This window comes from Embleya sp. NPDC059213, assembly GCF_042754445.1.
Classification (GTDB): domain Bacteria; phylum Actinomycetota; class Actinomycetes; order Streptomycetales; family Streptomycetaceae; genus Embleya.
The window spans coordinates 171,994-196,419 of the sequence record NZ_JBHZAV010000002.1 but is presented as its reverse complement, the minus strand read 5'-3'; the positions used below and the strand labels follow the sequence as shown (position 1 = coordinate 196,419).

Sequence of the window (24,426 nt, the reverse complement as noted above, 5' to 3'; positions counted from 1 at the left end):
GCCGCCCGGCGCACCCCGGCGCGCCGAGCCCGCCCGGCCCGGCGGCGCCACCGGGCCCGCCGTACTCGAACAGGCCCGCCCCGGCGTATCGCCCGCCACCCCCGCCCGACCCGCAGGCGCCGACCCGGGACGGCCCCTGGCCTGGGTAGATTCCGCCGCCGTGCGGCCGGCCGCGGTGTTCGTACCGTGGACCGGTGACGCGCGTGCCCTCGAACGGCCGGTACCGTGAAGCATCATGAATGCGCCGCGCACTCTTCTCGTCAAGATCTTCGGCAAGGACCGGCCGGGGGTGACGTCGAGCCTCTTCGAGATCCTGGCCGGCCACTCCGTCGAGGTCGTCGACGTCGAGCAGACCGTCACCCGGGGCCGGCTCACGCTGTGCGTCCTGATCACCACGCCGACCGACGAGGGCCGGCTGCGGGCCGGCGTGCACCGCTGGGCGGACGGCGAGCGGCTGGAGGCGGAGATCCTCTCCGGTGTCGGCGACAACCGTCCGCGCGGCGAGGGCCGCTCGCACGTCACCGTGCTGGGCCACCCGCTGGAGGCCGCCGCGTTCGCCGGGATAGCGCACCGGATCGCGGCCACCGGCGCCAACATCGACCGGATATTCCGCCTCGCCAAGTACCCGGTGACCGCGATCGAGCTCCAGGTCTCCGGCGTCGAGACGGACAAGCTGCGCCTGGAGCTGGCCACCGAGGCCGCCGAGCGCCGGGTGGACGTCGCGGTCCAGCCCTCCGGCCTGCGCCGCCGGGCCAAGCGGCTGATCGTGATGGACGTGGACTCGACCCTGATCCAGGGCGAGGTGATCGAGCTGCTGGCCGAGCACGCCGGCTGCCTGGACGAGGTGGCCGAGGTGACCGCCGCCGCGATGCGCGGCGAGTTGGACTTCGCCGAGTCGTTGCGGGCCCGGGTGGCGCTGCTCGCCGGGCTGGACGAGGACGCCATCGCCAAGGTCCGCGAGCAGGTCGTGCTCACCCGCGGTGCGCGCACCCTGGTGCGCACGCTCAAGCGGCTCGGCTACAAGGTGGGCATCGTCTCGGGCGGATTCACCCAGGTCACCGACGCGCTCGTGGAGCAGCTCGGGCTCGACTACAGCGCGGCCAACACCCTGGAGGTGGTGGACGGCAGGCTCACCGGGCGGGTGGTCGGCGAGATCGTCGACCGGGCGGGCAAGGCCCGGCTGCTGCGCGGCTTCGCGGCCGACGCGGGGGTGCCGTTGACCGCCACGGTCGCCATCGGCGACGGCGCGAACGACCTGGACATGCTCAACGCCGCCGGCCTGGGGGTGGCCTTCAACGCCAAGCCGGTGGTGCGCGAGGCCGCCGACACCGCGGTCAACGTGCCGTTCCTGGACACCGTGCTTTTCCTGCTGGGCGTGACCCGGGACGAGATCGAGGCGGCGGACGCGGCGGACGCGTAGCCGGCCTCCCGCGGAACCGAATCCGGGCCCGCCCGGACGCACCGCACACGGTGCGACCGGGCAGGCCCGGACGTCGGGGTCAGGTCGCCGGCGTGCTGAAGCGAACCAGGTGTGCCGAGCGCTCCTGGAGGTCGGCCCACGCGGTGTGCAGGCTCAGCACCGCGACCGCCGAGGTCGGATACTTCTCCCGCAGGCGCACCAGCGTGTCGTCCTCGCCGCTGCCCGCCAACGCGTTGACCAGCGTGGCCACGCCCGGGTTGTGCCCGATCAGCAGCAGTGTGTCGACCTCGTCGGGGGTCTCCTGGACGAGGTAGAGCAGCGCCTGCGCGCTCGCCTCGTACACCCGCTCGTCGTAGACGGTGTGCGGCTTGTGGTCGTAGGCCTTGCCCGCGAGCCGCCAGGTCTCCCGAGTGCGTACGGCCGGCGAGCACACCACCAGATCGGGGGTGATGCCCTGGTCGAGCAGTCGGTGCCCGGTCTCGGCCGCGTCCTTGCGGCCGCGTTCGGCCAGGGGTCGCTCGTGGTCCGGCCCGTCGGGCCACTCGGCCTTCGCGTGCCTCATCACCACAAGATTGCGCTGTCGGTGGGATGCCATGGGTTCAGCCTCTCAGACATCGGCCGTTGTGCACTGCCGGTCGGCACCGCAGGACTCGATCGAGGAGGAGCGGGCACGCGCCGACCGGGCCGGGCGACCGCGCCCCACGCACGACGGGTCGGGACCGAGTATCCGGTCCCGACCCGTGCTTTCCTCGGATCTACGGGGTGGTGGTCGTCACGGTCGTCGCCGGCCCCGCACCGGCGACCGTGCGCTCGGCAGTCAGCCGACCGGCGGGCGCGGGATCCGGCGCGAGCCGGACACGCTCTCGTCGTAGCCGTTGCCGCCCCGGTGGCGACCCGTCTCGTATGTCGGTGTGCCGTAGCCGCCGGCCGAGGCGTACGCGGGGACCGGCTCGGCGGCCGGGGCCGGCGCCTCGATCGCCTCGTCGCCGTGGTCCATCTGCGGCAGCCAGCCGAGCCAACGGGGCAGGTACCAGTTGCGGTCGCCGAGCAGGGTCATCACGGCCGGCAGCAGCAGACCGCGGATGATCGTCGCGTCCAGCAGGACCGCGACCGCCAGGCCGACACCGAACTGCTTCATCGACTGCATCGACAGGGTGCCGAAGACCCCGAACACCGCGACCATGATCGTCGCCGCGCTGGTCACCACCCCGGCGGTGGTGCGGATGCCGTGCGACACGGCCGACTTGGTGTCCATGCCCTTGTCGTACGCCTCACGGATTCGCGAGACCACGAACACGTGGTAGTCCATCGAGAGGCCGAACAGGATCACGAACAGGAACATCGGGATCCAGGAGACGATCGCGCCCGGTGCCTCCGTGCCCACCAGCGAGTCGCCGTAGCCCTCCTGGAAGACGAGCGTCATCACACCGTAGGCGGCGCCCACCGACAGCAGGTTGAGCACGATCGCGGTGACCGCGATGGCGATCGAGCGGAACGAGACCAGCATCAGCAGGAAGGCGAAGCCGAGCACGAAGGCGAAGATCGGCAGTCGCGTGTCGTCGAGCTTGTCGTTGAAGTCCACCGACCCGGCGGTGTTGCCGGTCACCGGGGCGTCCACGCCGTCCAGCTTGCCCAGCGTGTTCGGGATGACCTTGCCGCGGAGCGTGTCCAGGGCCTTGTTGCTGGTGGAGTCGTTGCCGCCGCCGGCGAGCGGGACCGAGACCTTGAAGACGTTCGTGCCGCCCTGCCGCTCGACCTCGATCGGCTCGTGCATCTGTCCGGTGGCGACCGCCTCGGCGCGCAGCTTGTCGAACGCCGCCGCGAGCCTGGGGTCGTCGGGGTTGGTCGCCTTGACCACGATCTGGGCGGGCGCCGGGCCGCCGGGGAACGCCTTCTCGATGTGCTGGTAGGTCTGCACGATGGACAGCGAGGTCGGCAGTTCCTTGTCGATCGGCAGTTCGGAGGTCTTCATGCCGATCGCGGGGACGGTCAGCGCGATCAGCAGACCGCCGGCGAGCACCGCGGTGCCCTTGGGCCGGCTCAGCACCACGCCCAGGATCTTGCCCCACGCCTTGCTGCCCTCGGTGGGACGGCGCATCTTGGCGAGCCCGGGAATCTTGCCCAGGTCCACCCGGTCGCCCAGCATCGACAGGATCGCCGGGAGCACGGTGAGCGAGCCGAGCACCGCGGTGAGCACGACCAGGATGGTCGCGGAGGCCATCGACTCGAATTCGCTGAGTCCGGACAGGAGCATGCCGGCCATCGCGACGATGACGGTGATGCCGGAGATCAGCACGGAACGGCCGGAGGTGGCGGCGGCAATCCGCAGCGCGGTCTCCGGGTCGCGTCCCTTGGCCCGCTCCTCACGCTCACGGCGCAGGTAGAACATGCAGTAGTCGACGCCCACGGCCAGGCCGATCAGCAGCATCACCGACTGGGCGCTGTCGCCGACCGGCATCAGCCGACTGCTCAACGCGAGCAGACCGCCCGCGGCCACGAACGCGGTCAGGGCCAGGGCCACCGGCAGCAGTGCGGCGACCACGGCGCCGAACGCGACGAGCAGGATGCCCAGGGCGAGCGGGACGGCGGTCCATTCGGCCCGGGTGAAGTCCTTGGCGATGGTGTCCTGGAACCACTTCTCGCCGCTGGCGTCGCCGAACTGCTCGACCACCACGTCCGGGTGCGCCTTGCGGGCCTCGGCCACCGCGTCCAGCACGGGCTGGATGTTGTCGGCGGCCTTGTCCTCCTCGCCCGTCATGTCGAACTGGATCAGCACCGAATGCTTGTCCGAGGAGATGCCGCCGTCACCGGCGAACGGAGAACGCATGTGCTCGGTGGCCGGGCCCTTGCCGTCCTTGACCTGCGTGGCGTTGACCCGGTTGATCACATCGTCGACCGCGGCGCGGAACTTCGTGTCCTCGGTGACCAGCTTGTCGCTGCGGACCAGCACCATCTCGCCCGCGGGCTCCTTGATCCCCGCGTCGTCGATGATCCGTGCGGCCCGGCCGGACTCCCCCACACCGCGCTCGGCCTTGCTGATCTCCTTCGTCCCGCTCATGTTGCCGATCACGACGGCGAGGACCACGAACAGCAGCCACCCGAATACCGCCGTCTTGCGATGCTGTGCACTCCAGCCACCGATCGAGGCGGCGAAATTACGCCTGGATGCCATTGGTCCCCGCTCCTGTGTGCTCCGCTTCGCCGAGGGTCTTCCTCGACACACACGAAGGTATTGGCGGGCGACCGGGAGCCACATCCTGCGAACCGGTGTCTTGATCGGGGGGCAGGCACCCCTGCGTAGTAGGGCTGGCCCCACCCCTGAGAAGGAGCCGGGCGGGCGATCGGTCGGGGCACGACCGGATACATGTAAGGGGAAGCTTTTGCCCCGACGCCGCCGACCTGCGACAACGCCCGGTGCGGCACTCGGGGGAAGGTCATCCTCGGTGCGGGTCCCTACGCGTGCACAACGCCCGACCGGTCACCCGGAGTTCCCGCTCGCCCCACCCCGGCCGGCCCCCGGTCGCCGTGCGACCCGCTCCACCCCACCGGTCGGTCCGGCCGGGCGGGTCTGCGAAACTCGTCCCCATGGCTGCTACATCTGGCGAATCCTCCAAGGAGCGGTACGAGCGGGCCATGGCCGCTCGCAAGGCCCGCGAGGAGCGCGCCCACGCGGAGGAAGTCGCGCGCTCGACCGCGCGCAACGAGATCCTCGCCCGCAAGGCCGCCGAATCGGGCGCGACCGACGAGCTCCGGCAGACGGTGCTCGCGCCGCCGGACCCGAACAAGTCCTCGGCCAGGCAACTCGGCGGCATCCTGGGCATCATGCTGCTGATCACCGTGCTGATCGGCATCGCCGCGACGATCGCCGCCGCGACCGGTTGACGAGGGTTTTCGCCCTCCCGCCCGCCGTGCCGTTCGCGCACGGGGCCGCGGTGCACAGGCGGCCCCGCGTGCCCGTCCGCCCTCCCGGCCGACGACGACACAGCCCGACCGCCACGACCGGGTGGGTCGGGCGATCGGGCTGCGGGAGACGTTTCGAGCGTTACGCGCCGATCGCGTGCAGGCCGCCGTCGACGTGGATGATCTCGCCGGTGGTCTTGGGGAACCAGTCGGACAGCAGTGCGCACACGCCCCGGGCGGCCGGGTCCGCGTCGCGCAGGTCCCAGCCCAGCGGGGCCTTCTCGTTCCAGACACCCTCGAACTTCTCGAAGCCGGGGATGCTGTTCGCGGCCATCGTCTTGACCGGGCCCGAGGAGACCAGGTTGACCCGGATGTTCTTCTCGCCCAGGTACTTGGCCAGGTAGCGCGAGGTCGACTCCAGGGCGCCCTTGGCGACACCCATCCAGTCGTAGCCCGGCCAGGCCACCTGCGCGTCGAAGTCGAGGCCGACGACCGAGCCGCCGCGCCCCTTGTTCGCCTCGATCAGCGGCAGGCACGCCATCGTCAGCGACTTCAGCGAGTAGGCCGAGACCTGCACCGCCGTGGCCACGTCGGCCCACTCGGTGTCGAGGAAGTTGCCGCCGAGCGCGTCCTTGGGACCGAACGCGATCGAGTGCACGACGCCGTCGAGCGAGGGCACGTGCGCGCGCACGTTGTCCGCGAGGGACGCGAGGTGTTCGGGGTTCTGCACGTCCAGCTCGATCACCGGGGCGGGCTTCGGCAGCCGGTTCGCGATCCGGTTGACCAGCGAGAGCCGGCCGAATCCGGTCAGTACGACCTCGGCGCCCTCCTCCTGGGCCCGCTTGGCGACGTGGAAGCCGATCGAGGCGTCGGTGATGACGCCGGTGACGAGAATGCGCTTGCCCGCAAGCAGGTCGCCCATGAGTTCAGTGCCCCATTCCAAGTCCGCCGTCCACAGGGATGACGGCTCCGGTGATGTACGACGCGGCGTCCGAGGTGAGGAACTTGACCACACCGGCGACCTCGTCCACGTCGGCGTAGCGCGCGAGCGGGATCTCCTTGAGGATCTGCGCCTTGCGCTCGTCGCCGAGTACCTCGGTCATCGCGGTGTCGACGAAGCCGGGCGCCACCACGTTCGTGGTGATGTTGCGCGACCCCAGCTCCCGCGCGATCGAGCGGGCGAAGCCGACCAGGCCGGCCTTGGAGGCCGCGTAGTTGGCCTGCCCCGGCGAACCGAGCAGCCCCACCACCGACGAGATCAGCACGATGCGACCCTTGCGGGCCCGCAACATGCCCTTGCTCGCCCGCTTGACCACCCGGAACGTGCCGGTGAGGTTGGTGTCGACGACGCTGGTGAAGTCCTCTTCGGTCATCCGCAGCAGCAGCGTGTCGCGGGTGATGCCCGCGTTGGCGATCAGTACCTCGACCGGGCCGTGTGCGGCCTCGACCTCCTTGAACGCCTGCTCGACCTGCTCGCCGTCGGTGATGTCGCAGCGCACCCCGAGCAGGCCCTCCGGGGGCTCGCCGGAGCGATACGTGATCGCGACCTTGTCGCCGTCGGCGGCGAAGGCCCGGGCGATGGCCAGGCCGATGCCCCGGTTTCCTCCCGTGACCAGTACGGACCGGCTCAACGGATCACTCCTTCGTCTTCGTCCTCGAACGTGCTCGCCGCACCCTCGCGCGGGCCGACGGCTTGCGTCACGATGACGCTATCGGGCTACCCCGGGGTAAGGGGAATCCGGTCCGGGACAGCGTCCGCGGATCGATCGTTGTGGGAACCCGACAAGAGCGCACGATAACCGGAACGAGCCGCTCCGCCGACCGAATCCGGCCGGCCTGCGTCCGGCAGGTTTCGTTCCGCTTGTCCGGGCGCAAGACCCGTCCGACGCACGACCGTCCGGCCGGAAAACCCAGGAATGCCGGCGACATCGTGTCTGGTTGACTGAACGACGCGAGCCGACAGGCCGAACGTATGGAGGAATGGGTGCCCAACGAGATCGATCCGACGTTCCTCGCCTACCCCCTTCGGGAGCTGGCCGCCGCGGCCCTGTCCCGAGCCGGGGAACTGGGCGCCGAACACGCGGACTTCCGCTTCGAGCGGGTGCGAGACGCGTCCTTCCGGTTGCGCGACGGGCGCACCGACTCGTCCGTGGACACCACCGACGTGGGCTTCGCGGTCCGCGTCGTGCACGACGGGGCCTGGGGCTTCGCGGCGGGCGTCGACCTGACCCCGGAGGCCGCCGCGTACGTCGCGGAGCAGGCCGTGGCGGTCGCGCGGGTGTCCCGCTCGGTGAGCGAGGCGGCCGGCGCGGGCGAGACGGTCGCGCTGGCGAAGGAGCCGGTGCACGCCGACAGGACGTGGATCTCGACGTACAAGGTCAACCCGTTCGAGGTGCCCGAGGCGGAGCGGATCGCGCTGTTCGCGCGCTGGAGTCGGGAACTGCTCGCCGCCGACGGCGTGGACCATGTGGACGCCACGTGCATGGTCGTCCAGGAGAACAAGTTCTACGCCGACTCGGCCGGCACCACCACCACGCAGCAGCGGGTGCGGATCCACCCCCAGCTCACCGCGATCGCGGTGGACCGCGAATCCGGCGCGTACGAGACGATGCGCACCATCGCGCCGCCGGTCGGCCGGGGCTGGGAGTACGTCAAGGGCGAGGGCTGGGACTGGGAGGAGGAGCTCGCGTCGCTGCCGGGCCTGCTCGCCGAGCGGGTGCGGGCGCCCAGTGTCGAGGCGGGCGAGTACGACCTGGTGATCGACCCGAGCAACCTGTGGCTGACCATCCACGAGTCGATCGGGCACGCCACCGAGCTGGATCGCGCGCTCGGCTACGAGGCCGCCTACGCGGGCACCTCGTTCGCCACCTTCGACAAGCTGAACAAGCTGCAATACGGCTCGCCGGTCATGCACGTCACCGGCGACCGCACCGTGCAGCACGGCCTGGCCACGATCGGCTTCGACGACGAGGGTGTCGCGACGCAGAGCTGGGACCTGGTCACCGACGGCATCCTGACCGGCTATCAGCTCGACCGGCGGATGGCGCTGATGCAGGGCCTGGGCCGATCCAACGGGTGCGCCTTCGCCGACTCCCCCGGCCATGTCCCGGTGCAGCGGATGGCCAACGTCTCGCTCCGGCCGGGCTCGGACGACCTGTCCACCGCCGAGCTGATCGGCCGGGTGCACCGGGGTCTGTACATCGTCGGCGACAAGTCGTGGTCGATCGACATGCAGCGGTACAACTTCCAGTTCACCGGCCAGCGCGCCTATCTGATCGAGGACGGCCGGATCGTCGGGCAGGTCAAGGACTTCGCCTACCAGGCGACCACGACCGACTTCTGGGGCTCGATGGAGGCCGTCGGCGGCCCGGGCACCTACGTCCTGGGCGGCGCCTTCAACTGCGGCAAGGCCCAGCCCGGTCAGGTCGCGGCGGTCAGCCACGGTTGCCCGTCGGCGCTGTTCCGCGGTGTGAAGGTCCTCAACACGGTTCAGGAGGCGGGTCGATGAGCAGCGGGCAGACCGTGGTGACGCGGCCGAACGAGACCGTCGAGCGCGCGCTGGCGCTGTCCACGGCGGACGGCTGCGTGGTGATCGCCGAGGAGACCTCGGCGGCCAACCTGCGCTGGGCGAACAACGCGCTGACCACCAACGGCGAGACCCGCGGTCGGCGGGTCACCGTGGTGGCCACCGTCGCGGGCACCGAGGGCACCGCGTCCGGGATCGTCTCGCGCAGCGGCGTGACGGTGGATCGGCTGGAGGGCCTGGTCCGGGCCGCGGAGGCGGCGGCCCGGGACGCCGGTCCGGCCGAGGACGCGCGCGAGCTGCTCGGCGCGGGCGGCGGCCCGGACGGCGGCTTCGCCGAGGCGCCGGCGCAGACCTCGATCGGCGTGTTCGCCGACTTCGCGCCCGAGCTGGGCGCGGCGTTCGGGCGGGCCCGGGAGAGCGACCGGCTGCTGTACGGATTCGCCTCGCATCAGCTCACCTCGACCTATGTGGGCACCTCGGCCGGACTGCGGCTGCGGCACGACCAGCCCACCGGGCACGTCGAGCTGAACGCGAAGTCGGCCGACCTGACCCGGTCGGCGTGGGGCGGGGTGCCCACGCGCGACTTCCGGGATGTGGACCTGGGCACGATCGACGCGGAGTTGGCGCAGCGGTTGTCCTGGGCGAGCCGCACGATCGACCTGCCGGCGGGCCGCTACGAGACGCTGCTGCCGCCCACGGCGGTCGCGGACCTGATGGTCTACATGTACTGGCAGGGCAGCGCCCGGGACGCGCACGAGGGCCGTACGGTCTTCAGCAGGCCCGGTGGCGGCACCCGGATCGGCGACCGGCTCAGCGAGCTGCCGCTGACGCTGTACAGCGACCCGGGCTACGCCGGGTTGGAGAGCGCGCCGTTCACCATCGCGCACGCCTCCGGCGACGCGTCGTCGGTGTTCGACAACGGACTCGCGCTGACCCGGACGAACTGGGTCACCGACGGTGTGCTCACGTCGCTGATGACCAACCGGCACACCGCCGAGCTGACCGGGCTGCCGGTCGCACCGGAGATCGACAACCTGATCCTGGACGGGCCGGCCGACGGTCCGAGCCTGGCGGACATGGTCGCCTCGACCGAGCGCGGGCTGCTGCTGACCTGCCTGTGGTACATCCGCGAGGTGGATCCGCAGACGTTGTTGCTGACCGGGCTCACCCGGGACGGGGTGTACCTGGTCGAGGGCGGCGAGGTGGTCGGGGCGGTGAACAACTACCGCTTCAACGAGTCGCCGGTGGACGTGCTCGGGCGGGCCGTCGAGGTGGGTCGCACCGAGCGCACCTACCCGCGCGAGTGGGGCGACTGGTTCACCCGCGCGGCGATGCCGCCGTTGCGGGTCCGCGATTTCAACATGTCCTCGCCGAGCCAGGCGCAGTGACCCGACGGACGGCGGGCGGCCCTGCGGCCCGCCGTCCTCGAACGCCGACGGGCCGGGTTCGGTCCGTCGGCGTTCGTGTCCCCGCAGCGGGCCTCCCGGAGCCGGTGCCCCGGAGCGGGTGTCCCGGCCCGGGTCGCCGTCCCCTGCGGGGAAAAGCGCTGTCCCCGGACGGGTCTCCGTGCTTTCGTTGGGGGTCATCATGAACATCGTCAAGATTTCGAAGTATCTGTCCCGACACCTGCGGCATCAGCCGGAGCGGCTCGGGATCACCCTGGACGAGGCCGGCTGGGTCGACGTGGACGTGCTGCTCGCGGCGTGCAACGCCCGGGGGATGGCGCTGACCCGGGCCGAGCTGGAGCAGGTGGTCGAGGAGAACGACAAGCGACGGTTCGCCTTCTCCGCCGACGGCACCCGGATTCGGGCCAGTCAGGGGCACACCGTCGCGGTAGACCTGGGTCTGGTGGAGGCCGTGCCGCCCGCCGTGCTCTATCACGGCACCAATCCCAAGAGCGTGCCGGCGATCCTGGTCGAGGGCCTGCGGCCGATGGACCGGCACGACGTACACCTGTCCGCCGACACCGAGACCGCCCGCCGGGTGGGCGCGCGACGCGGGCGACCGGTGTTGTTCGTGGTGCGCGCGGAGCGCATGGTCGCGGCCGGGCACGTGTTCCGTCGTTCGGACAACGGCGTGTGGCTGGTCCCGGCGGTGCCGCCGGAGTTTCTGGAGCGGCTCGGCTGACCCGGTGCCGCGATCCCCCACTCGGGTCAGTTTGCGGCAAAGGTCCCGCCCCCGGTCTCGGTCCGGCCCACCAGCGGGCGTACCGTGAAGGGCCGGGACGGGTGTGCGGACGTGGTCGGAGACGGTGGGATCGTGAAGAACGCCAAGGGCTCGGTGTACCAGATCAGTGGTGCGCGCAAGGGGCTGACCGAGGACGTGGCCGGGCGCCAACGCCGGTACGTCGTCTCGATGTCCGTGCGTACGGTGTGTTTCGTCGCCGCGGTGTTCACTCCGTCGCCGTGGCGGTGGATCTTGATCGCGGGCGCGCTCTTCCTGCCCTACATCGCGGTGGTACTGGCCAACGCCGGTCGCGAGCCCACGTCGAACGCGCCGGTGCAGTCCCAGGTGGTGCCGCCGCTCGCGCCCAAGGCGCTGGAGCCGCCGCCTGGCGCGGTGCTCACCAGCGCCGAGCGGGAGACCCTGCACACCCATTCGGAAGACTCCTGGACGATGCCCGCCGGAGCCCCCTCGGCTGCCGGCCCGGAGCCCACCGACCTTTCCTCGCACACGAATTCGGATACACACGGTGACCCCGGAAGCGCCGATCGGGGCCGGGTGGGCGACCCGACGGGCGCCCCTTCGCAGCCCGTCAAAAATTAGCGCCAAGCGCTACGCGGGTTGGTGCTTCAACCGCATGCAGGACGTGCCATACTTCGAAACGTGCTCCGTATCCCCCGTCGGAGCGACCGACGCGATGCCGGGCGGCTCCCCCCGTGGCTGCCCGGCATCGCCCGTGTCCGGGTCTTTTGACTGTCAGGCAAGTCGGTCCGTACCGGGTTTCCGCACCAGCCTGTTGCTTACTGAGCGCAGCGCTCCGGTTGGCGCCTGACACGGGGTCAGATCTCTGTCGAATGTCTTTCGGGTGTCTGTCGGGTGCGCGTTCGACACGGCGTGCGACGCACCGCGGCCGGGCGGACGACCCGGTCTGCGACACTGGTGGACATGTTCCTCACCCCCGCCGATCCCGACCGTGCGATCTGTTCGGCGAAGGCCTGTCGCGCCGACGCCGTGTGGGTCCTGGCGTGGAACAACCCCAAGTTGCACACCCCCGAACGGCGCAAGACGTGGCTGGCGTGCAACGAGCACCGCGAGCACCTGTCCCAGTTCCTGGCGATTCGCGGATTCCTCAAGGACACCGTCGCGTTCGCCGATTGGCACGAACCGCGGCCGCCGGCCGGCGCGGGCTCCTGAGCGATCCGGGCAGCGATCCGGGCGCAACGAACTCGCCTGCGGACGCGGCGGGTTGATCGGCGCGGTGGGGTCGATCGGGGCGGCACGGCCCGGCGATGCCCGGGCGCGGCGGGCAACGGGCGCGTCGGGAACGGCGGTCACCATCGCGTCGAGCGCACGCCGTCCCGCCCCCGGGCCGAGCCACGCCCGCCCGCGTCGCTGCGGCCGGCTCAGCCGCCGATCGCCGACATCGGCCGGTCCGGCTGGAGGAACTCCGGGGCGTCGATGCCCGCACCGGCCTTCTTCGTCCACATCGCGGCCCGCCAGCGGTCGGCGATCTCCGCGTCGTCCGCGCCGCCGCGCAGCGCGGCCCGCAGGTCGGACTCCTCGCGAGCGAACAGGCAATTGCGGATCTGTCCGTCGGCGGTCAACCGGGTCCGGTCGCACGCGCCGCAGAACGGGCGGGTCACCGACCCGATCACGCCCACCGTGCCCGGACCGCCGTCCACGACCCAGCGCTCGGCCGGGTTGCTGCCCCGCGCGTCCTCCGGGTCGAGCCGGAACGCACCGCGCAGCGCGGCCAGGATCTCGCCGGCGGTGATCATCTCGGCGCGCTTCCAGCCGTGCTGGGCGTCCAGCGGCATCTGCTCGATGAAGCGCAGCTCGTAGCCGCGTTCGAGGCACCACGCGAGCAGCGCGGCGGCCTCGTCGTCGTTGACCCCGCGCATCAGCACGGTGTTGACCTTGACCGGCCCCAGGCCCGCGTCCACCGCCGCGGCGAGCCCCGCGAGCACGTCCGCGTGTCGGTCCCGCCGGGTCATCGCCTTGAACCGGACCGGGTCCAGGGTGTCCAGCGAGACGTTGACCCGGTCCAGGCCGACCTCCTTCAGCGTCCCCGCCAGCCGGGCCAGCCCGATCCCGTTCGTGGTGACCGAGAGCGTGGGCCGCGGCTCCAGGGCCGCGGCGGCCCGGACGATCTCCACCAGCTCGCGGCGCAGCAGCGGCTCGCCCCCGGTGAACCGGACCTCGCGCACGCCCAGCAGGGTCACCGCGATCCGGACCAGGCGGGAGATCTCCGCGCCGGTCAGCAACTCGGGCTTGGCCAGCCAGTCCAGCCCCTCCTCGGGCATGCAGTAGGTGCACCGCAGGTTGCACCGGTCGGTCAGCGAGACCCGCAGGTCGGTCGCCACGCGGCCGAATCCGTCGACGAGTCCTCCGGTGTGGTGCTGTGTGCTCACCTTCGAACCCCTTCTCCTGGTTTCGGCACATCTCGTACGTTCCGGCAAGTTCCCAGGCTACGCGGGTCACCCGAGTCGGCAGGCCCTCCAGATTACGAGCGGGGCGGGCGATCGGTTGCAGTGGCGTATCCCACACGGGCATCGACAACCGCGAGTCGAATACCGGACGTGATCCACGAGAGGATCCAGGCTCACTACGAGGAGGCTTCACCGGTGAGACACGCAGCGGGCAGCGGTCCACAGCCCGACGAAGGGGGCACACCCGACGGAGCGCACTTCCTGGACACCTCGTGGCAACAGCACACCATGGGTACGGCCGGCACCTCGGGCGCAGCCGGCACACCGGCCCCATCCGGCAGGTTCGACGCGGCGACCACGCCGGTACCGGCCGACTGGTACCAGCGCGAGCAGCCGGCCGCCTCCGCCGCGCCGGCCGCGGCCGAGCCGGCCCGATCCGCCCGTCAAGGCGACGGAGACGACCCGGAGCCGCCGCGGCGCAGCCGCCGAGGGCTGGTCGTGTGGGCTCTCGCGGGCGCGCTGGTGCTCGGCGGGCTCGGCGTCGGGGCGGTGCTGTTCCTCGGGGGTGACGACGACAAGAAGGACAAGGCGGGTTCGGTCGGCGCGCAGGTGCCGCCGGCGCCCACGACCGCGCCGAACACGACCGCGGCGCCCACGACCGCACCCACCACCAAGGCGACATCCTCGACCAAGCCGTCCTCGACCAAGTCGGCGAGTTCGTCCGCGACCGCGAAGCCGCCGGCCAACGACGTGGACTCGCCCAAGGACCCCAAGGCGCTCAAGCCGGCCGCCTACGCCGCCTGGAAGCGGATCGACACCGCGATGGCCGCGGAGGGCATCACCCTCAACCTGAACTCCGGCAAACGCGGCTGGGCGCACCAGCAGCGGCTGCTCGACGAGAAGATCGCCGAGGTCGGCTCCCGCGAGGAGGCGCTGCGCTGGGTGCTGCCGCCGGAGAAGTCGATGCACGTCCAGGGCGTCGCGATCGACATCTACCCGGCCAACGCCCAGGCGTGGCTGCAGGCCAAGGGCAGCAAGTACGGCTGGTGCCGGATGTACGACAACGAGGAATGGCACTTCGAGTACAACTCCACCTACACCTCCGGTTGCCCCAAGCGCCTCCCCAGCGCCACGGAGTGACCGGGCCCGCCGCACCCGCGGGCGCGGGGCCATGGGAGTGACCTCGCGATACTCGCTTCCGCTCCGATCGTTGTACGCCGTGTCCGCCGACGAGTCTCGGCGGGCGCGGCGTCGGGGCGTGGGATCTCGGGGCCGTCGTGACGGAGAGGTTCTCCCGTGCGAGGTTTGGCCTTGATCGCTCCCAGCCCCGACCCCCATCACCGCCGCCCGTTCGGCATGGTGCAATTGCCCTATCCGGTGGCCGAGGCGGCGCCGCGCATCCCCGTCGCCCTCCCGCCCGCGTCGCCGCCGCTGCTCGCGGTGCCACTGCCCTGGTACCGGGCCGACTGGCGCTGACGCGCTCCCGGGCGAGCGCTCACGGCCGGTACGGCAGCGAGGGAACGTCGTAGCAGTTCGTGGTCATGTCCGGCACCTGGCCGACCCAACCGCCGGGCGCCGCGTCCTGCCAGCGGGCCACGTCGAAGCAGGTCCGGGTGGGCGCGGCGACCCGGTCGGCCGGTTCGGCCTTGAAGTCGACCGGAATCAGCAGACCGTGTGCGTCGTAACCCTCGGGGCGGTTGACGAAGCCTTCGACGCACGCCCGGGTGACGTTCGCGCCGCACGAGGCGATCGCGTCGGTGAGCCACATCGCCGAGGCCCAGCCCTCCAGTTCCCACTGGGAGAGCTTGTCCTCGCGGTCGGGGTAGTACTTCTTCATCGCGGCCCGGAACTCGGCCACCGCGGGCTGTGCGGTGTCGGTGTAGCCGCGGCTGTTGCTCGTCGCGTAGATGCTGTCGCGGCAGGTCGGGGACGCCTTGAAGTCCTCGCCGACGCGCGCGTTCCAGTTCTGCACGTTGGTCACCTTCGCGGTCACCCGCAGTCCGGCGCCGTCCATCGCCTTGCACAGTTCGACGTTGCCGCGCGTGTCCACCGCGTCGAAGACGATGTCGACGCCCTTGTCGCGCATGTCCACCACGGCGGCGGCGAAGTTCGGCAGGGCGAAGTCGACCTGTTTGTCGAGCACGGTGTAGCCCTCGGCGCGCAGCCCGGCGGCGATGGTCTGCGCGTAGCGCGCGGAGTCGGCCTGGTTGTACGACACCACGGCGGCGGTGCGCGCGCCGAGCTTCTCCTTGAAGTGGCGGTAGACCTCGGTGCTCGCGTACAGGTCGCCGTTCCAGCCCACCTTGCCCTGGCGCGGGGCCCGCGATCCGTAGATCGAGTACAGGTGCGGATAGGTCTCGTACGCGGTGCCGATCGGTTGACCGCCGACGTCGGGGACGCCCTTGTCGCTGACGTATCCGGCGGCGTTGTAGCTGTAGATGCTGTTGCCCGCGAAGGCGAACACCTTGTCGTCCTCGACGAGTTTGCGGGCGCAGCGCTGGTTGGCCACGCCGTATCCGGTGTCGTCGCACGCGGACACCCGGATCCTGCGCCCGTTCACGCCGCCGCGGTCGTCGAGCGCCTTGAACCACGCCTGGGCGCCGTACATCGGCCCGGAGAAGGTCTCGTTGCCCAGGATGCCCTGGACGGTGTCGATCATCCCGACGGTGATCCGGGTGGGGCTCACGCCCACGTCGGACGCGGTGTTGGCGTTCGGCGCCGACGCGCCGGTGCCCACCGGGGCCGGTTCGCGGTCGTGGAAGTCGCGTTCCGGCAACCGTGAACCGCACCCGGCCAGTACGCACAGCAGCAGGGCCACCGAGGCGCACGGCACGCCCCGTCGGTGGAAACGACGTCGCATGCGTGCTCCTCGGTGGCCCGGTGGTGGCGGCTGTAGGCCCGTTCGGGGGTGCGGGTCAGGCCTTGGGGCAACCCTCGACCACGGTGCCCGGCTTGAGCGCGGTGACCAGGGTGCAGACGGTGGTCAGGCTGACCTTCCAGGTGCCGTCCTGCTTGACGGCCTGGCCGTTCTGGCCGGGCAGCGCCGGGTTGCCGGCGAGCAGGATGTCGAACGACACGGCGGCCTTGTCACCGCTGATCTTGACCGCGGTGGTCTTGGAGGTGACCTGCTTGGCCAGCGGGTCGTTGGCGAGGGTGTCGACGAGCGAACCCACCTTGTCCGCGTTCTCCAGGACCGCCTTGCGGTCCGCGAGCGGCGTGGCGTTGTCGAACAGCTTGTCCCAGTTGTCGGCGACCTTCTTCTCCTCGCCGGTCAGCGTGGTGCCGCCGGCGGCCGGCGGTGCGCTGGAGGCGCCGCCGGGCGCGGCCGGCGTGCTCGCGGCGGGCGCGGGCGTCGTCGCCGCGGGGGCGGCCGGCGCGGACGCCGACGGTGATCCCTTCGCCTTGTCGTCCTTCTTGTCGTCGTCGCTGCTGCAACCGGACATCACCAGCACCGCCGCCACCGGCAGGGCCAGCCATGCCCGACGCGTCCCCTTGCGACGACCGACGCCGGAACCCGTTGTCGCCCGCTCGTTGATCATGTCCACGCTCACGTGCATTCACCACCCGTTCCGCCGGTCGCCCGGCGTCCTGTTGCTGTTGATGTAGCCAGGTAGTACCTGGGTTACCGGCAAGTCATGTTGCCACGTGCGACTCGGTATCCAATCGTGTTCCGAGCCGTATGACCAGATCCCGGAGAACTACGCTGAGGCACGGATACGCGATCGGGCGGACTCGACGGGTGGACCCTATGGCAGGTTCGACGGACTCGGCAGGTTCCACGGGAAGGGCGAACTCCCCTATCGAACGACAGCGTACGACCGGCGCGGCGGCGACCCTGGAGGGTTTGCGGCGGTTGTTGCGCACGCATGGCGGCTGGCTGGTCGGGTTGTGCGGCGCGCTGCTGTGCGCGCTGGGTTGGTACGGCGTGTCGGGTGAGCGGTACGAGGCCCGCCAGTTGCCGTATCTGGCCTCGGCCACCATTCCGGGCGCGGCGCTGATCGTCGCGGGTGCGGTGCTCGTGGTGGGCACCCGGCGCGGTGCGTCGGGCGAGTCCGGTGCGGTGGACGCGGAACTGCGCGAGATGGTGGGCCGGTTGTACGAACTGCTGGTCGAGCCGGTGCCGGCCGCCGAGGCGGGACAGCCGGAGCCGGCCGCGGCGGCGTGGGTCACGGTGCCGGGCGGAGCGCGCTACCACCGGCCCGAGTGCTCGCTCGTGCTGGGCAAGAACGGCGTGTTCCCCGTGGACGAGGCGACCATCCGGCTCAAGGACCTGCGGCCGTGCCGGTTGTGCGACCCGGGACCGGTCTCGGCACCGTCCGGCGGGGTCGACGACTCCGGTCCCGGCGGGCCGATCGCGCCGGCGACCGGCGGCTGAGCCTCGTGCTCACTCTGGAACTGGCCCTGGCCGGACTGGGCGTGGGCGCGATCGCGGCGCTCGCGGCGGTCGGGATGATCACCTCGTACCGGGCGACCGGCGTCTTCAACCTGTCCTTCGGCGCGCTGGCGATGATCGTCGCCTACCTGGTCTGGCAGCAGGTGCGGGTGTGGGGCTGGCCGCTGTGGGCGGCCGTACTGCTCGACGTGGGCGTGGTGGCGCCCGCGCTCGGCCTGGTCCTGGAGCGCTTCGTCTTTCGCGGGCTGCACCGCGAAGGGGCGGGCCCGGCCCGGATGCTGGTCGCCTCGCTGGGCGTGTTCGTGCTCCTGGTCGGCATCGCGACGCTGACCTGGGGCACCCAGGCGCGGCTGGATCCGCCGTCGATCGTGCCGACCGGATCGGTCGGGCTGCCCGGCGACACGTCGGTGCCGACCGGCACGCTGGTCGAGTTGGGCGTGGTGATCGCGGTCGCCGTGCTGGTGGCCGGGGTGACCCGGTACACCCGGTTCGGCGTGCGACTGCGCGCGGTGGTGGACCGGCGGGCGCTGGCCGAGCTGGCGGGGGTGCCGGCCGACCGGGTGGCCGCGGCGGGTTGGGCCTTCGGGTCGATGCTGGCCGGGTTGACCGGGGTGCTGCTGGCACCACACCTGCGGCTGGATCCGTACGGACTGACCCTGCTCGTGCTGGAGACGATCGGCGTCGCGGTGGTCGCCCGGCTGGCCAGTCTGCCGGTGGCGATCCTGGCGGCGTTGGCGATCGGGGTGGGGCAGAGCGAACTGTCCCGGCTCGAACTCGACTCGTGGGGGCTGATCCAGGCGCTCCAGGCGAACTTGTTCGTGGTGGTGATGCTGGTCGCGCTGCTGGTGTTGCCGCGGATGGTCGAGGTGGGCGGCCCGGACGGCACACGCGCGGCGACCCGGCTGGGGACCGGGCGCGGCGAGAGTGCGCCGGCGGGTTGGTGGGTGCCGTTCGTCGCGGTCGCCGCGGCCCCCCTGGCCCTGGGCGCGGAGCATCTGCGGATCGCCCAGCAGGTACCGGCGCTGGCGATCGTGTTCGTGTCGCTGGTGATGCTCACCGGGTACGCGGGGCAGATCTCGCTCGGCCAGGCCGGGTTCGCGGGGCTGGGCGCGCTGTTCGCCGGGCAGCTCATGGGTCGGCAGGTCCCGGGCCTGCTCGCGCTGTTCCTGGCCGCGCTGCTGGTGGTGCCGGTCGGCCTGTTGACCGGGTGGCCGGCGATTCGCCGGCGCGGGTTGACGCTGGCGCTGACCACGTTCGCGGTGGCCGCGGTGGTCAGCCGGTTCGTCTTCGCCCAACCCCGCTTCGGCACCGACGCGGTGCTCGATCACCCCTGGCCCTTCGAGGGTGAACGGGCTTTCTACGCCCTGGAGTTGGCCTGCCTCGGCTTGGTCCTGCTGGTGATCCGGCGGCTGCATGTGAGCCGACTCGGCCGGATGCTGGTCGCGGTCCGTGACCACGAGGGGGGCGCGGCGGCGGCCGGGGTGGACGTCGCGTCCGCCAAGGTGTTCGTCTTCGCGGTCGGCGCGGGGGTGGCCGCGCTGGGCGGCGCGCTGCTGGGGATGGGCGGCCGGGCCTTCGACGCGGCGGCCTTCGATCCGGTCCTGGGCCTGGTCTGGTTCGCGGCGGTGGTCGTGTTCGGCGTGGACAGCGCGGCAGGGGCGGTGTTGGCCGCCGGCCTGGTGGTGGCTCTGGACGCGGCGACCACGGCCGGCATGTCCACGATCGTGGTCGGCGCCCTGGCCGTGCTCCTGTCCCGGATGCCCGGGGGCGTCCCGGCCACGGTGTTGCGCCTGGTCGCGGGTCGCCCGGCCGCACCGATGGAGCCGATTCCGGTCCGCCTCACGCCGCTCGGTCGCACGCTGCGTGCGCGGGTGCGGCCGTGAGCGGGCCCGGGTCGCGGGCGGCTCCCGGCGAGGATGCGCTGCGGGCCGCCGGGATCGTCCGGCGATTCGGCGGCTTGCGGGCCGTGGACGGGGTGGATCTGGTCGTGCCGGCGGGCCTGGTGACGGCGGTGATCGGGCCGAACGGGGCCGGCAAGAGCACCCTGTTCGACTGCCTCGCGGGTGGTCGGGTCGACGCCGGGCGGGTCCACCTGGGCGGACGGGACGTCACCCGGCTGCCGGCGCATCGGCGGGCCCGGCTCGGGTTGGCCCGTACGTTCCAGGTGGTGTCGGTGTTCCCCAGCCTGACGGTGGTGGACAACCTGCGGGTGGCGGCGGAGAACCGGTCCGGGGCCTCGGCGCCGGCCCGACTGCTGGGCCTGCCCGACCCGGCCCGGGGGCGGACCAGGGTCGCGGTCGAGGCGGCGCTGCGCCGGCTCGCGTTGACCGAGCACGCACACACGCCGGCGGGCGAGCTCCCGGCCGGGATCCTGCGCATGGTCGAACTGGCCCGCGCCCTCGCGGCGTCCCCCTCGGTACTGCTCCTGGACGAGCCGGCCAGCGGACTGGACGACGCGCAGGCCGACCGGCTGCGCCACGAACTGCGCGCGCTGGCCGCCGACGGTCTGGCCGTCCTGCTGGTCGAACACGACATGGACCTGGTCTTCGGCGTCGCCGACACGGTGCACGTGATGGCCGCGGGCCGGATCGTGGCGTCCGGCACGCCGGCCGAGATCCGCGCCGACGCGCGCGCCCGGGAGGTGTACCTCTGATGCCGATCGCCCTGTCGGTCACCGGACTTCGGGTGCGTTACGGCCCGATCGAGGCGCTGCACGGCGTCGACCTGGAGTTCCCGGCGGGCGCGGTGACCGCCCTGGTCGGCCGCAACGGCTCGGGCCGCAGCACGCTCTTGAACACGCTGGCCGGCCTGATCCGCCCGAGCACCGGCCGGGTGCTCTGGAACGGGGTGGACATCACGGAATGGCCCGCCGACCGCCGGGCCCGCGCGGGCCTGACGCTGATCCCCGAACGCGGCGGCGTATTCGCCGGTCTGTCGGTGGCCGACAACCTGAAGCTGTTCGCCGACGGCGGCGACATCGGCCCCGCGCTGACCGCGTTCCCGGTCCTGGCCGACCGGCTGACCCAGCGGGCCGGCACCCTCTCCGGCGGCGAACAACAGATGCTCGCGGTCGCCCGCGCCCTGCTCACCCCGACCCGGCTCCTCCTCCTGGACGAACTCAGCCAGGGCCTGGCCCCCCGGGTCGCCGCCCACCTCTACCGGGTCGTCACCACCCTCGCCGCCGCCGACCGCACGGTAATCCTGGTCGAACAACACACCGGCGAAGCCCTGACCCGCGCCGAGGTCGTCTACACCCTCAGCCGAGGCACCGTAACCTTCCGCGGCGACCCCACCGAATACCGATCCCACCCCACGACGTCCCAGCGCACATAGCCCCCCAACAGGGTCAGCGGGGCATCACCCTGCCGCGGAGGACGACCGCGTGGGGGGCGGCCAGGACGCCGACGTCGGTGCGCGGGTCCGCCGCGTAGACGACCAGGTCGGCGGAGGCGCCCTCGGTGAGGGCCTCGCGGCCGAGCCAGGTGCGGGCGGACCAGCAGGCGGCGGAGAGGGCGTCGAGGGCGGGGATGCCGGCCGCGACCAGTTCGGCCACCTCGTCGGCGACCAGGCCGTGCGGCAGCGAGCCGCCCGCGTCGGTGCCGACGAAGATCGGGATGCCGGCGTCGTAGGCCGCCCGGACCGTGGCGTAGCGGTTCGCGTGCAGCGCGCGCATGTGGGCGGCGTAGGTCGGGAACTTGCCGCTCGCCTGGTCGGCGATGCCGGGGAAGGTGGCGATGTTGACCAGCGTCGGCACGATCGCCACGCCGCGCTCGGCGAACAGCGGGATCAGGTCCTCGGTCAGGCCGGTGGCGTGCTCGATGCAGTCGATGCCCGCCTCGATCAGGTCCGGCAGCGAGTTCTCGGCGAAGCAGTGGGCGGTGACCCGGGCGCCCTCGGCGTGCGCCGCGGCGATCGCCTCCTTGAGCGCGTCCAGGGGCCACAGCGGGGACAGGTCGCCGGTGTCCCGGTCGATCCAGTCGCCGACCAACTTGACCCAGCCGTCGCCGCGCCGGGCCTCCTGGATCACGAACGCGGTCAGGTCGCCGGGCTCGATCTCGTGCGCGTAGTTGCGGATGTAGCGCCGGGGTCGGGCCAGATGGCGCCCCGCGCGGATCAGCCGAGGGAGGTCCTCCCGGCCGTCGATCCAGCGCGTGTCGGCCGCCGAACCCGCGTCCCGCAACAACAGCGCACCCGCGTCCCGGTCGGTCCGCGCCTGACGCTCGGACGTCGCGGCGTCGACGGCCCCATGCTCGTCGATCCCGACGTGGCAATGCGCGTCGACCAGACCGGGAAGCACCCAGCCCTCCAACGTCGCATCGACCTCGACCGACCCGGGCCGATCGAAGGTGACCCGCCCACCCACGACCCACATCTCGTCCCGAACCTCGTCCGGACCAACCAGCACCCGGCCCTTCACGTGCAACACGGTCATGCCGAGACCCTACGCCCGCCCCCGCCACGAACCCGCACGCCTCCGGGCGGCACACCCACCCGTCGCCCCCGGGCCCGGACGCTGCGGTTCCCACTCCGCCCGCGACCCGGGCCCACCCGCCTCATCCCCGACTCAGCACCCCCCGCTGCACCGCCGTCGCAACCGCCGCCGTGCGCGAATCAACGCCCAACTTCGCGTAGATGTGCACCAGATGCGACTTCACCGTGGCCTGGCTCAAAAACAACGCCCGGCTGATCGCCAGGTTCGACAACCCGTCCGCGACCAGACTCAGCACCTCGACCTCGCGGCTCGTCAGGCTCGGCAGCGGATCGCGCAGTCGGCTCAGCAGGCGGCCCGCGATCCGCGGTGCGAGCGCCGATTCGCCCGCCGCCGCGGTACGCACCGCGGCGGCCAGTTCCTCAGGCGGGGCGTCCTTCAACAGATAGCCCAACGCCCCCGACTCCACCGCCGCCAAGATGTCCGCATCGGTGTCATACGTCGTCAGCACCAGCACATGCGGCGCATCCGGCAACGCCGTGATCGCCGCCGTGGCCGCGTTCCCGTGCATCCCGCCTTCCCGAAACCGCAGATCCATCAGCACCACGTCCGGCGCCAGCGAACGAGCCAACTCGATCGCCCGCTCGGCACTGTCCGCCTCGCCCACCACCACGAAGTCCGGCTCCGCCGCCAACACCGCCCGCAGCCCGGCCCGCACGATCGGATGGTCATCGGCCAACAACAACCGAATCACCGCGCCGTCCCACCCTCCGAACCCGAACCCGCCGCCACCGGCACCACGGGCACCACCGGCACCGCGGCCACCACCGGCACCGAAAATGTCACCGCGATCGCCGCCCCCTGCCCCACTCCGGACTCCACGGTCAGCACTCCACCCAACTCCGCCGCCCGAGTCCGCATGGCCGCCAACCCGAACCCGGTACCACCCGACCCACCCTCACCACCGCGCCCGGGCCCGCCGAGCCGCCCCGCCGGATCGAACCCCCGCCCGTCATCCACCACGTCCAACGTCACCGACGCGTCCATGTGACTCAGCGTCACCTCCACCCGGGACGCCCCCGCGTGCCGCACGGTGTTCCCCAGCGCCGACTGGGCAATCCGCAGCAACGCCACCTCGACGGCGGTCGGCAGTCCCACCGCGTCGCCCGTGTTGTGGAAGCGCACGTCCAACTCGGCCTCGGCCGCCGTCCGAGCACACAGTCGCTCCAACGCCGCCGGCAACGAGGACCCGTCCAACTCCGGCGGCGCCAACGCCCGCACGAACCGGCGCGCCTCGGCCAGATTGTCCGTCGCGGTGATCCGGGCCAGCCGCACGTGCCGATCCGCCGCGAGCGGATCCGCCGGCAGCGCCCGCTCCGCCGCGCGCAGCAACAACTGGATGCTGCTGAAGCCCTGCGCGAGCGTGTCGTGGATCTCCCGGGCCAACCGCTCACGCTCCGCAAGCACCCCGGCATGCCGCTCGGCCGCAGCCAGCGAGGCACGTGCCGCAACCACGTCCTCCACCAACCGGCGGCGCTCCTCGCTCTCCCGCTGGAGCGCCTGATAGCCCAGCACGGTCGCCACCGCCACCGCCGCACCCAGCACCGGACCGAGCACCATGCCCACCGCGAACTCGCCGCGATGCATCCCGTACCCCACGATCGCCAGCACCGTCAGCCCGGCCACCGCCGGCACCGCGAGCCGCACCGGCAACAAATGCGGAACCAGGAAGAACAGCGGGAAGGCAAACCAGATCCCCTCCGCCGTCAGCGCGTAGAACCCACCCCACGCCAGCGTCAGACACCCCAACCACACCATCGACGCACGCCGCGAGGGCCCCACCGAAGGCAGCAGATTGCCGGCCGCGTACACCCCGGCCGTGACCACCACACCGACCACGATCAAAGCGGCCCGCGCGCTCGACACGTCGGTGCCGACCAGCGCGCGCAGCGCCGCGAGGGCGAGCAGCAGCACCACGAGCCCGTGCATGCAGGCACGGAGTGTGCGGGGGACCTGGGTCGGGGCGATGGTGAGGTACATATCGGGTCAAGGGTAGACGGGGTGGATGTAGGTGGCATCGATCGAAAGGTTGACCCGGGGACGAACAGCCCGATCGATGACGCGGCGGCCGTCGTGGACAAGAGTCGAGAACAGAAACAAGAACCA

The 24,426-nt window shown here is 71.8% G+C and carries 24 protein-coding genes and 1 pseudogene; 15 read left to right on the top strand and 10 right to left on the bottom strand.

Annotated elements, in window-relative coordinates; translation table 11 throughout:
- A pseudogene (locus tag ACFXMF_RS01745) lies at nt 1–229 on the top strand (hypothetical protein); the annotation flags it as partial.
- Between the two features lie 6 nt (nt 230–235).
- The gene (serB, locus tag ACFXMF_RS01740; RefSeq protein ID WP_360305388.1) at nt 236–1,420 is read left to right on the top strand and encodes a phosphoserine phosphatase SerB; all 1,185 of its coding nucleotides are present in this window, start codon (nt 236–238) and stop codon (nt 1,418–1,420) included.
- A gap of 79 nt (nt 1,421–1,499) precedes the next feature.
- Here serB and ACFXMF_RS01735 read toward each other — a convergent pair whose 3' ends face one another.
- Together ACFXMF_RS01735 and ACFXMF_RS01730 are read right to left on the bottom strand one after the other, a co-directional pair.
- Nucleotides 1,500–2,015, bottom strand: a complete 516-nt coding sequence (locus ACFXMF_RS01735; RefSeq protein ID WP_379987988.1) for a SixA phosphatase family protein — start codon at nt 2,013–2,015, stop codon at nt 1,500–1,502.
- A gap of 222 nt (nt 2,016–2,237) precedes the next feature.
- Complete coding sequence (locus ACFXMF_RS01730; RefSeq protein WP_360305384.1) at nt 2,238–4,592, bottom strand: MMPL family transporter; 2,355 nt, start codon at nt 4,590–4,592, stop codon at nt 2,238–2,240.
- Nucleotides 4,593–5,005: 413 nt separating this feature from the next.
- Here ACFXMF_RS01730 and ACFXMF_RS01725 point away from each other — a divergent pair, with 413 nt between their 5' ends.
- Nucleotides 5,006–5,302, top strand: a complete 297-nt coding sequence (locus tag ACFXMF_RS01725) for a hypothetical protein (protein WP_360305382.1) — start codon at nt 5,006–5,008, stop codon at nt 5,300–5,302.
- Between the two features lie 160 nt (nt 5,303–5,462).
- Here the strand turns inward: ACFXMF_RS01725 and fabI are convergent, their stop codons facing one another.
- Complete coding sequence (gene fabI / locus ACFXMF_RS01720; protein WP_379987994.1) at nt 5,463–6,242, bottom strand: enoyl-ACP reductase FabI; 780 nt, start codon at nt 6,240–6,242, stop codon at nt 5,463–5,465.
- 4 nt (nt 6,243–6,246) lie between these two features.
- Nucleotides 6,247–6,951: a 3-oxoacyl-[acyl-carrier-protein] reductase gene (gene fabG / locus ACFXMF_RS01715; RefSeq protein WP_360305380.1), complete on the bottom strand. Its 705-nt coding sequence runs from the start codon at nt 6,949–6,951 to the stop codon at nt 6,247–6,249.
- A 341-nt stretch (nt 6,952–7,292) separates the two neighbouring features.
- On the opposite strand from fabG, the gene ACFXMF_RS01710 reads away from it, so the two are divergent.
- The 5 genes from ACFXMF_RS01710 (at nt 7,293) to ACFXMF_RS01690 (ending at nt 12,203) form a co-directional block, all read left to right on the top strand.
- Complete coding sequence (locus ACFXMF_RS01710) at nt 7,293–8,828, top strand: TldD/PmbA family protein (RefSeq protein WP_379987987.1); 1,536 nt, start codon at nt 7,293–7,295, stop codon at nt 8,826–8,828.
- Nucleotides 8,825–10,234: a metallopeptidase TldD-related protein gene (locus ACFXMF_RS01705; protein WP_379987986.1), complete on the top strand. Its 1,410-nt coding sequence runs from the start codon at nt 8,825–8,827 to the stop codon at nt 10,232–10,234. The genes ACFXMF_RS01710 and ACFXMF_RS01705 overlap by 4 nt, the downstream gene beginning before the upstream one ends.
- A gap of 199 nt (nt 10,235–10,433) precedes the next feature.
- Nucleotides 10,434–10,973, top strand: coding sequence for an RNA 2'-phosphotransferase (locus ACFXMF_RS01700; RefSeq protein WP_379987985.1), 540 nt, complete (start codon nt 10,434–10,436; stop codon nt 10,971–10,973).
- Nucleotides 10,974–11,105: 132 nt separating this feature from the next.
- Entirely contained in the window at nt 11,106–11,612 is a 507-nt protein-coding gene (locus ACFXMF_RS01695) for a DUF3099 domain-containing protein (RefSeq protein WP_379987984.1), read from the top strand.
- 342 nt (nt 11,613–11,954) lie between these two features.
- A complete protein-coding gene (locus ACFXMF_RS01690; RefSeq protein WP_379987983.1) occupies nt 11,955–12,203 on the top strand; it encodes a hypothetical protein in 249 nt (82 codons plus the stop codon).
- Nucleotides 12,204–12,412: 209 nt separating this feature from the next.
- Here the strand turns inward: ACFXMF_RS01690 and moaA are convergent, their stop codons facing one another.
- A complete protein-coding gene (moaA, locus tag ACFXMF_RS01685) occupies nt 12,413–13,420 on the bottom strand; it encodes a GTP 3',8-cyclase MoaA (protein WP_360305369.1) in 1,008 nt (335 codons plus the stop codon).
- A 213-nt stretch (nt 13,421–13,633) separates the two neighbouring features.
- Here moaA and ACFXMF_RS01680 point away from each other — a divergent pair, with 213 nt between their 5' ends.
- Together ACFXMF_RS01680 and ACFXMF_RS01675 are read left to right on the top strand one after the other, a co-directional pair.
- The gene (locus tag ACFXMF_RS01680; protein WP_360305367.1) at nt 13,634–14,578 is read left to right on the top strand and encodes a D-alanyl-D-alanine carboxypeptidase family protein; all 945 of its coding nucleotides are present in this window, start codon (nt 13,634–13,636) and stop codon (nt 14,576–14,578) included.
- 171 nt (nt 14,579–14,749) lie between these two features.
- Nucleotides 14,750–14,914, top strand: coding sequence for a hypothetical protein (locus ACFXMF_RS01675; RefSeq protein ID WP_379987982.1), 165 nt, complete (start codon nt 14,750–14,752; stop codon nt 14,912–14,914).
- Nucleotides 14,915–14,933: 19 nt separating this feature from the next.
- Here ACFXMF_RS01675 and ACFXMF_RS01670 read toward each other — a convergent pair whose 3' ends face one another.
- Together ACFXMF_RS01670 and ACFXMF_RS01665 are read right to left on the bottom strand one after the other, a co-directional pair.
- On the bottom strand, nt 14,934–16,298 hold the full coding sequence (locus tag ACFXMF_RS01670; RefSeq protein ID WP_360305363.1) for an ABC transporter substrate-binding protein: 1,365 nt from the start codon (nt 16,296–16,298) through the stop codon (nt 14,934–14,936).
- A 55-nt stretch (nt 16,299–16,353) separates the two neighbouring features.
- Entirely contained in the window at nt 16,354–16,989 is a 636-nt protein-coding gene (locus ACFXMF_RS01665; protein WP_360305361.1) for a hypothetical protein, read from the bottom strand.
- A gap of 302 nt (nt 16,990–17,291) precedes the next feature.
- Between ACFXMF_RS01665 and ACFXMF_RS01660 the strand changes: the two genes are divergently transcribed.
- Genes ACFXMF_RS01660 through ACFXMF_RS01645 form a run of 4 tightly spaced genes read left to right on the top strand, consistent with a single transcriptional unit; the run spans nt 17,292 to nt 21,164 of the window.
- Complete coding sequence (locus ACFXMF_RS01660) at nt 17,292–17,813, top strand: hypothetical protein (RefSeq protein ID WP_360305359.1); 522 nt, start codon at nt 17,292–17,294, stop codon at nt 17,811–17,813.
- Nucleotides 17,814–17,818: 5 nt separating this feature from the next.
- A complete protein-coding gene (locus tag ACFXMF_RS01655; RefSeq protein ID WP_379987981.1) occupies nt 17,819–19,714 on the top strand; it encodes an ABC transporter permease in 1,896 nt (631 codons plus the stop codon).
- On the top strand, nt 19,711–20,484 hold the full coding sequence (locus ACFXMF_RS01650; RefSeq protein WP_379987980.1) for an ABC transporter ATP-binding protein: 774 nt from the start codon (nt 19,711–19,713) through the stop codon (nt 20,482–20,484). Before ACFXMF_RS01655 ends, ACFXMF_RS01650 begins: the two co-directional genes overlap by 4 nt.
- Nucleotides 20,484–21,164, top strand: a complete 681-nt coding sequence (locus ACFXMF_RS01645; protein WP_379987979.1) for an ABC transporter ATP-binding protein — start codon at nt 20,484–20,486, stop codon at nt 21,162–21,164. Before ACFXMF_RS01650 ends, ACFXMF_RS01645 begins: the two co-directional genes overlap by 1 nt.
- A gap of 13 nt (nt 21,165–21,177) precedes the next feature.
- Here the strand turns inward: ACFXMF_RS01645 and ACFXMF_RS01640 are convergent, their stop codons facing one another.
- From ACFXMF_RS01640 to ACFXMF_RS01630, 3 genes are all read right to left on the bottom strand, one after another.
- Entirely contained in the window at nt 21,178–22,263 is a 1,086-nt protein-coding gene (locus ACFXMF_RS01640) for an amidohydrolase family protein (RefSeq protein WP_379987978.1), read from the bottom strand.
- A 121-nt stretch (nt 22,264–22,384) separates the two neighbouring features.
- Nucleotides 22,385–23,011 carry a response regulator gene (locus tag ACFXMF_RS01635; protein WP_379987993.1) on the bottom strand — a complete coding sequence of 209 codons (627 nt, stop codon included), beginning with the start codon at nt 23,009–23,011 and terminating at the stop codon, nt 22,385–22,387.
- Entirely contained in the window at nt 23,011–24,201 is a 1,191-nt protein-coding gene (locus tag ACFXMF_RS01630) for a sensor histidine kinase (protein WP_379987992.1), read from the bottom strand. Before ACFXMF_RS01630 ends, ACFXMF_RS01635 begins: the two co-directional genes overlap by 1 nt.
- Here ACFXMF_RS01630 and ACFXMF_RS01625 point away from each other — a divergent pair.
- Complete coding sequence (locus tag ACFXMF_RS01625; RefSeq protein ID WP_379987977.1) at nt 24,116–24,316, top strand: hypothetical protein; 201 nt, start codon at nt 24,116–24,118, stop codon at nt 24,314–24,316. The genes ACFXMF_RS01630 and ACFXMF_RS01625 overlap by 86 nt on opposite strands.
- Nucleotides 24,317–24,426 lie beyond the last annotated feature (110 nt).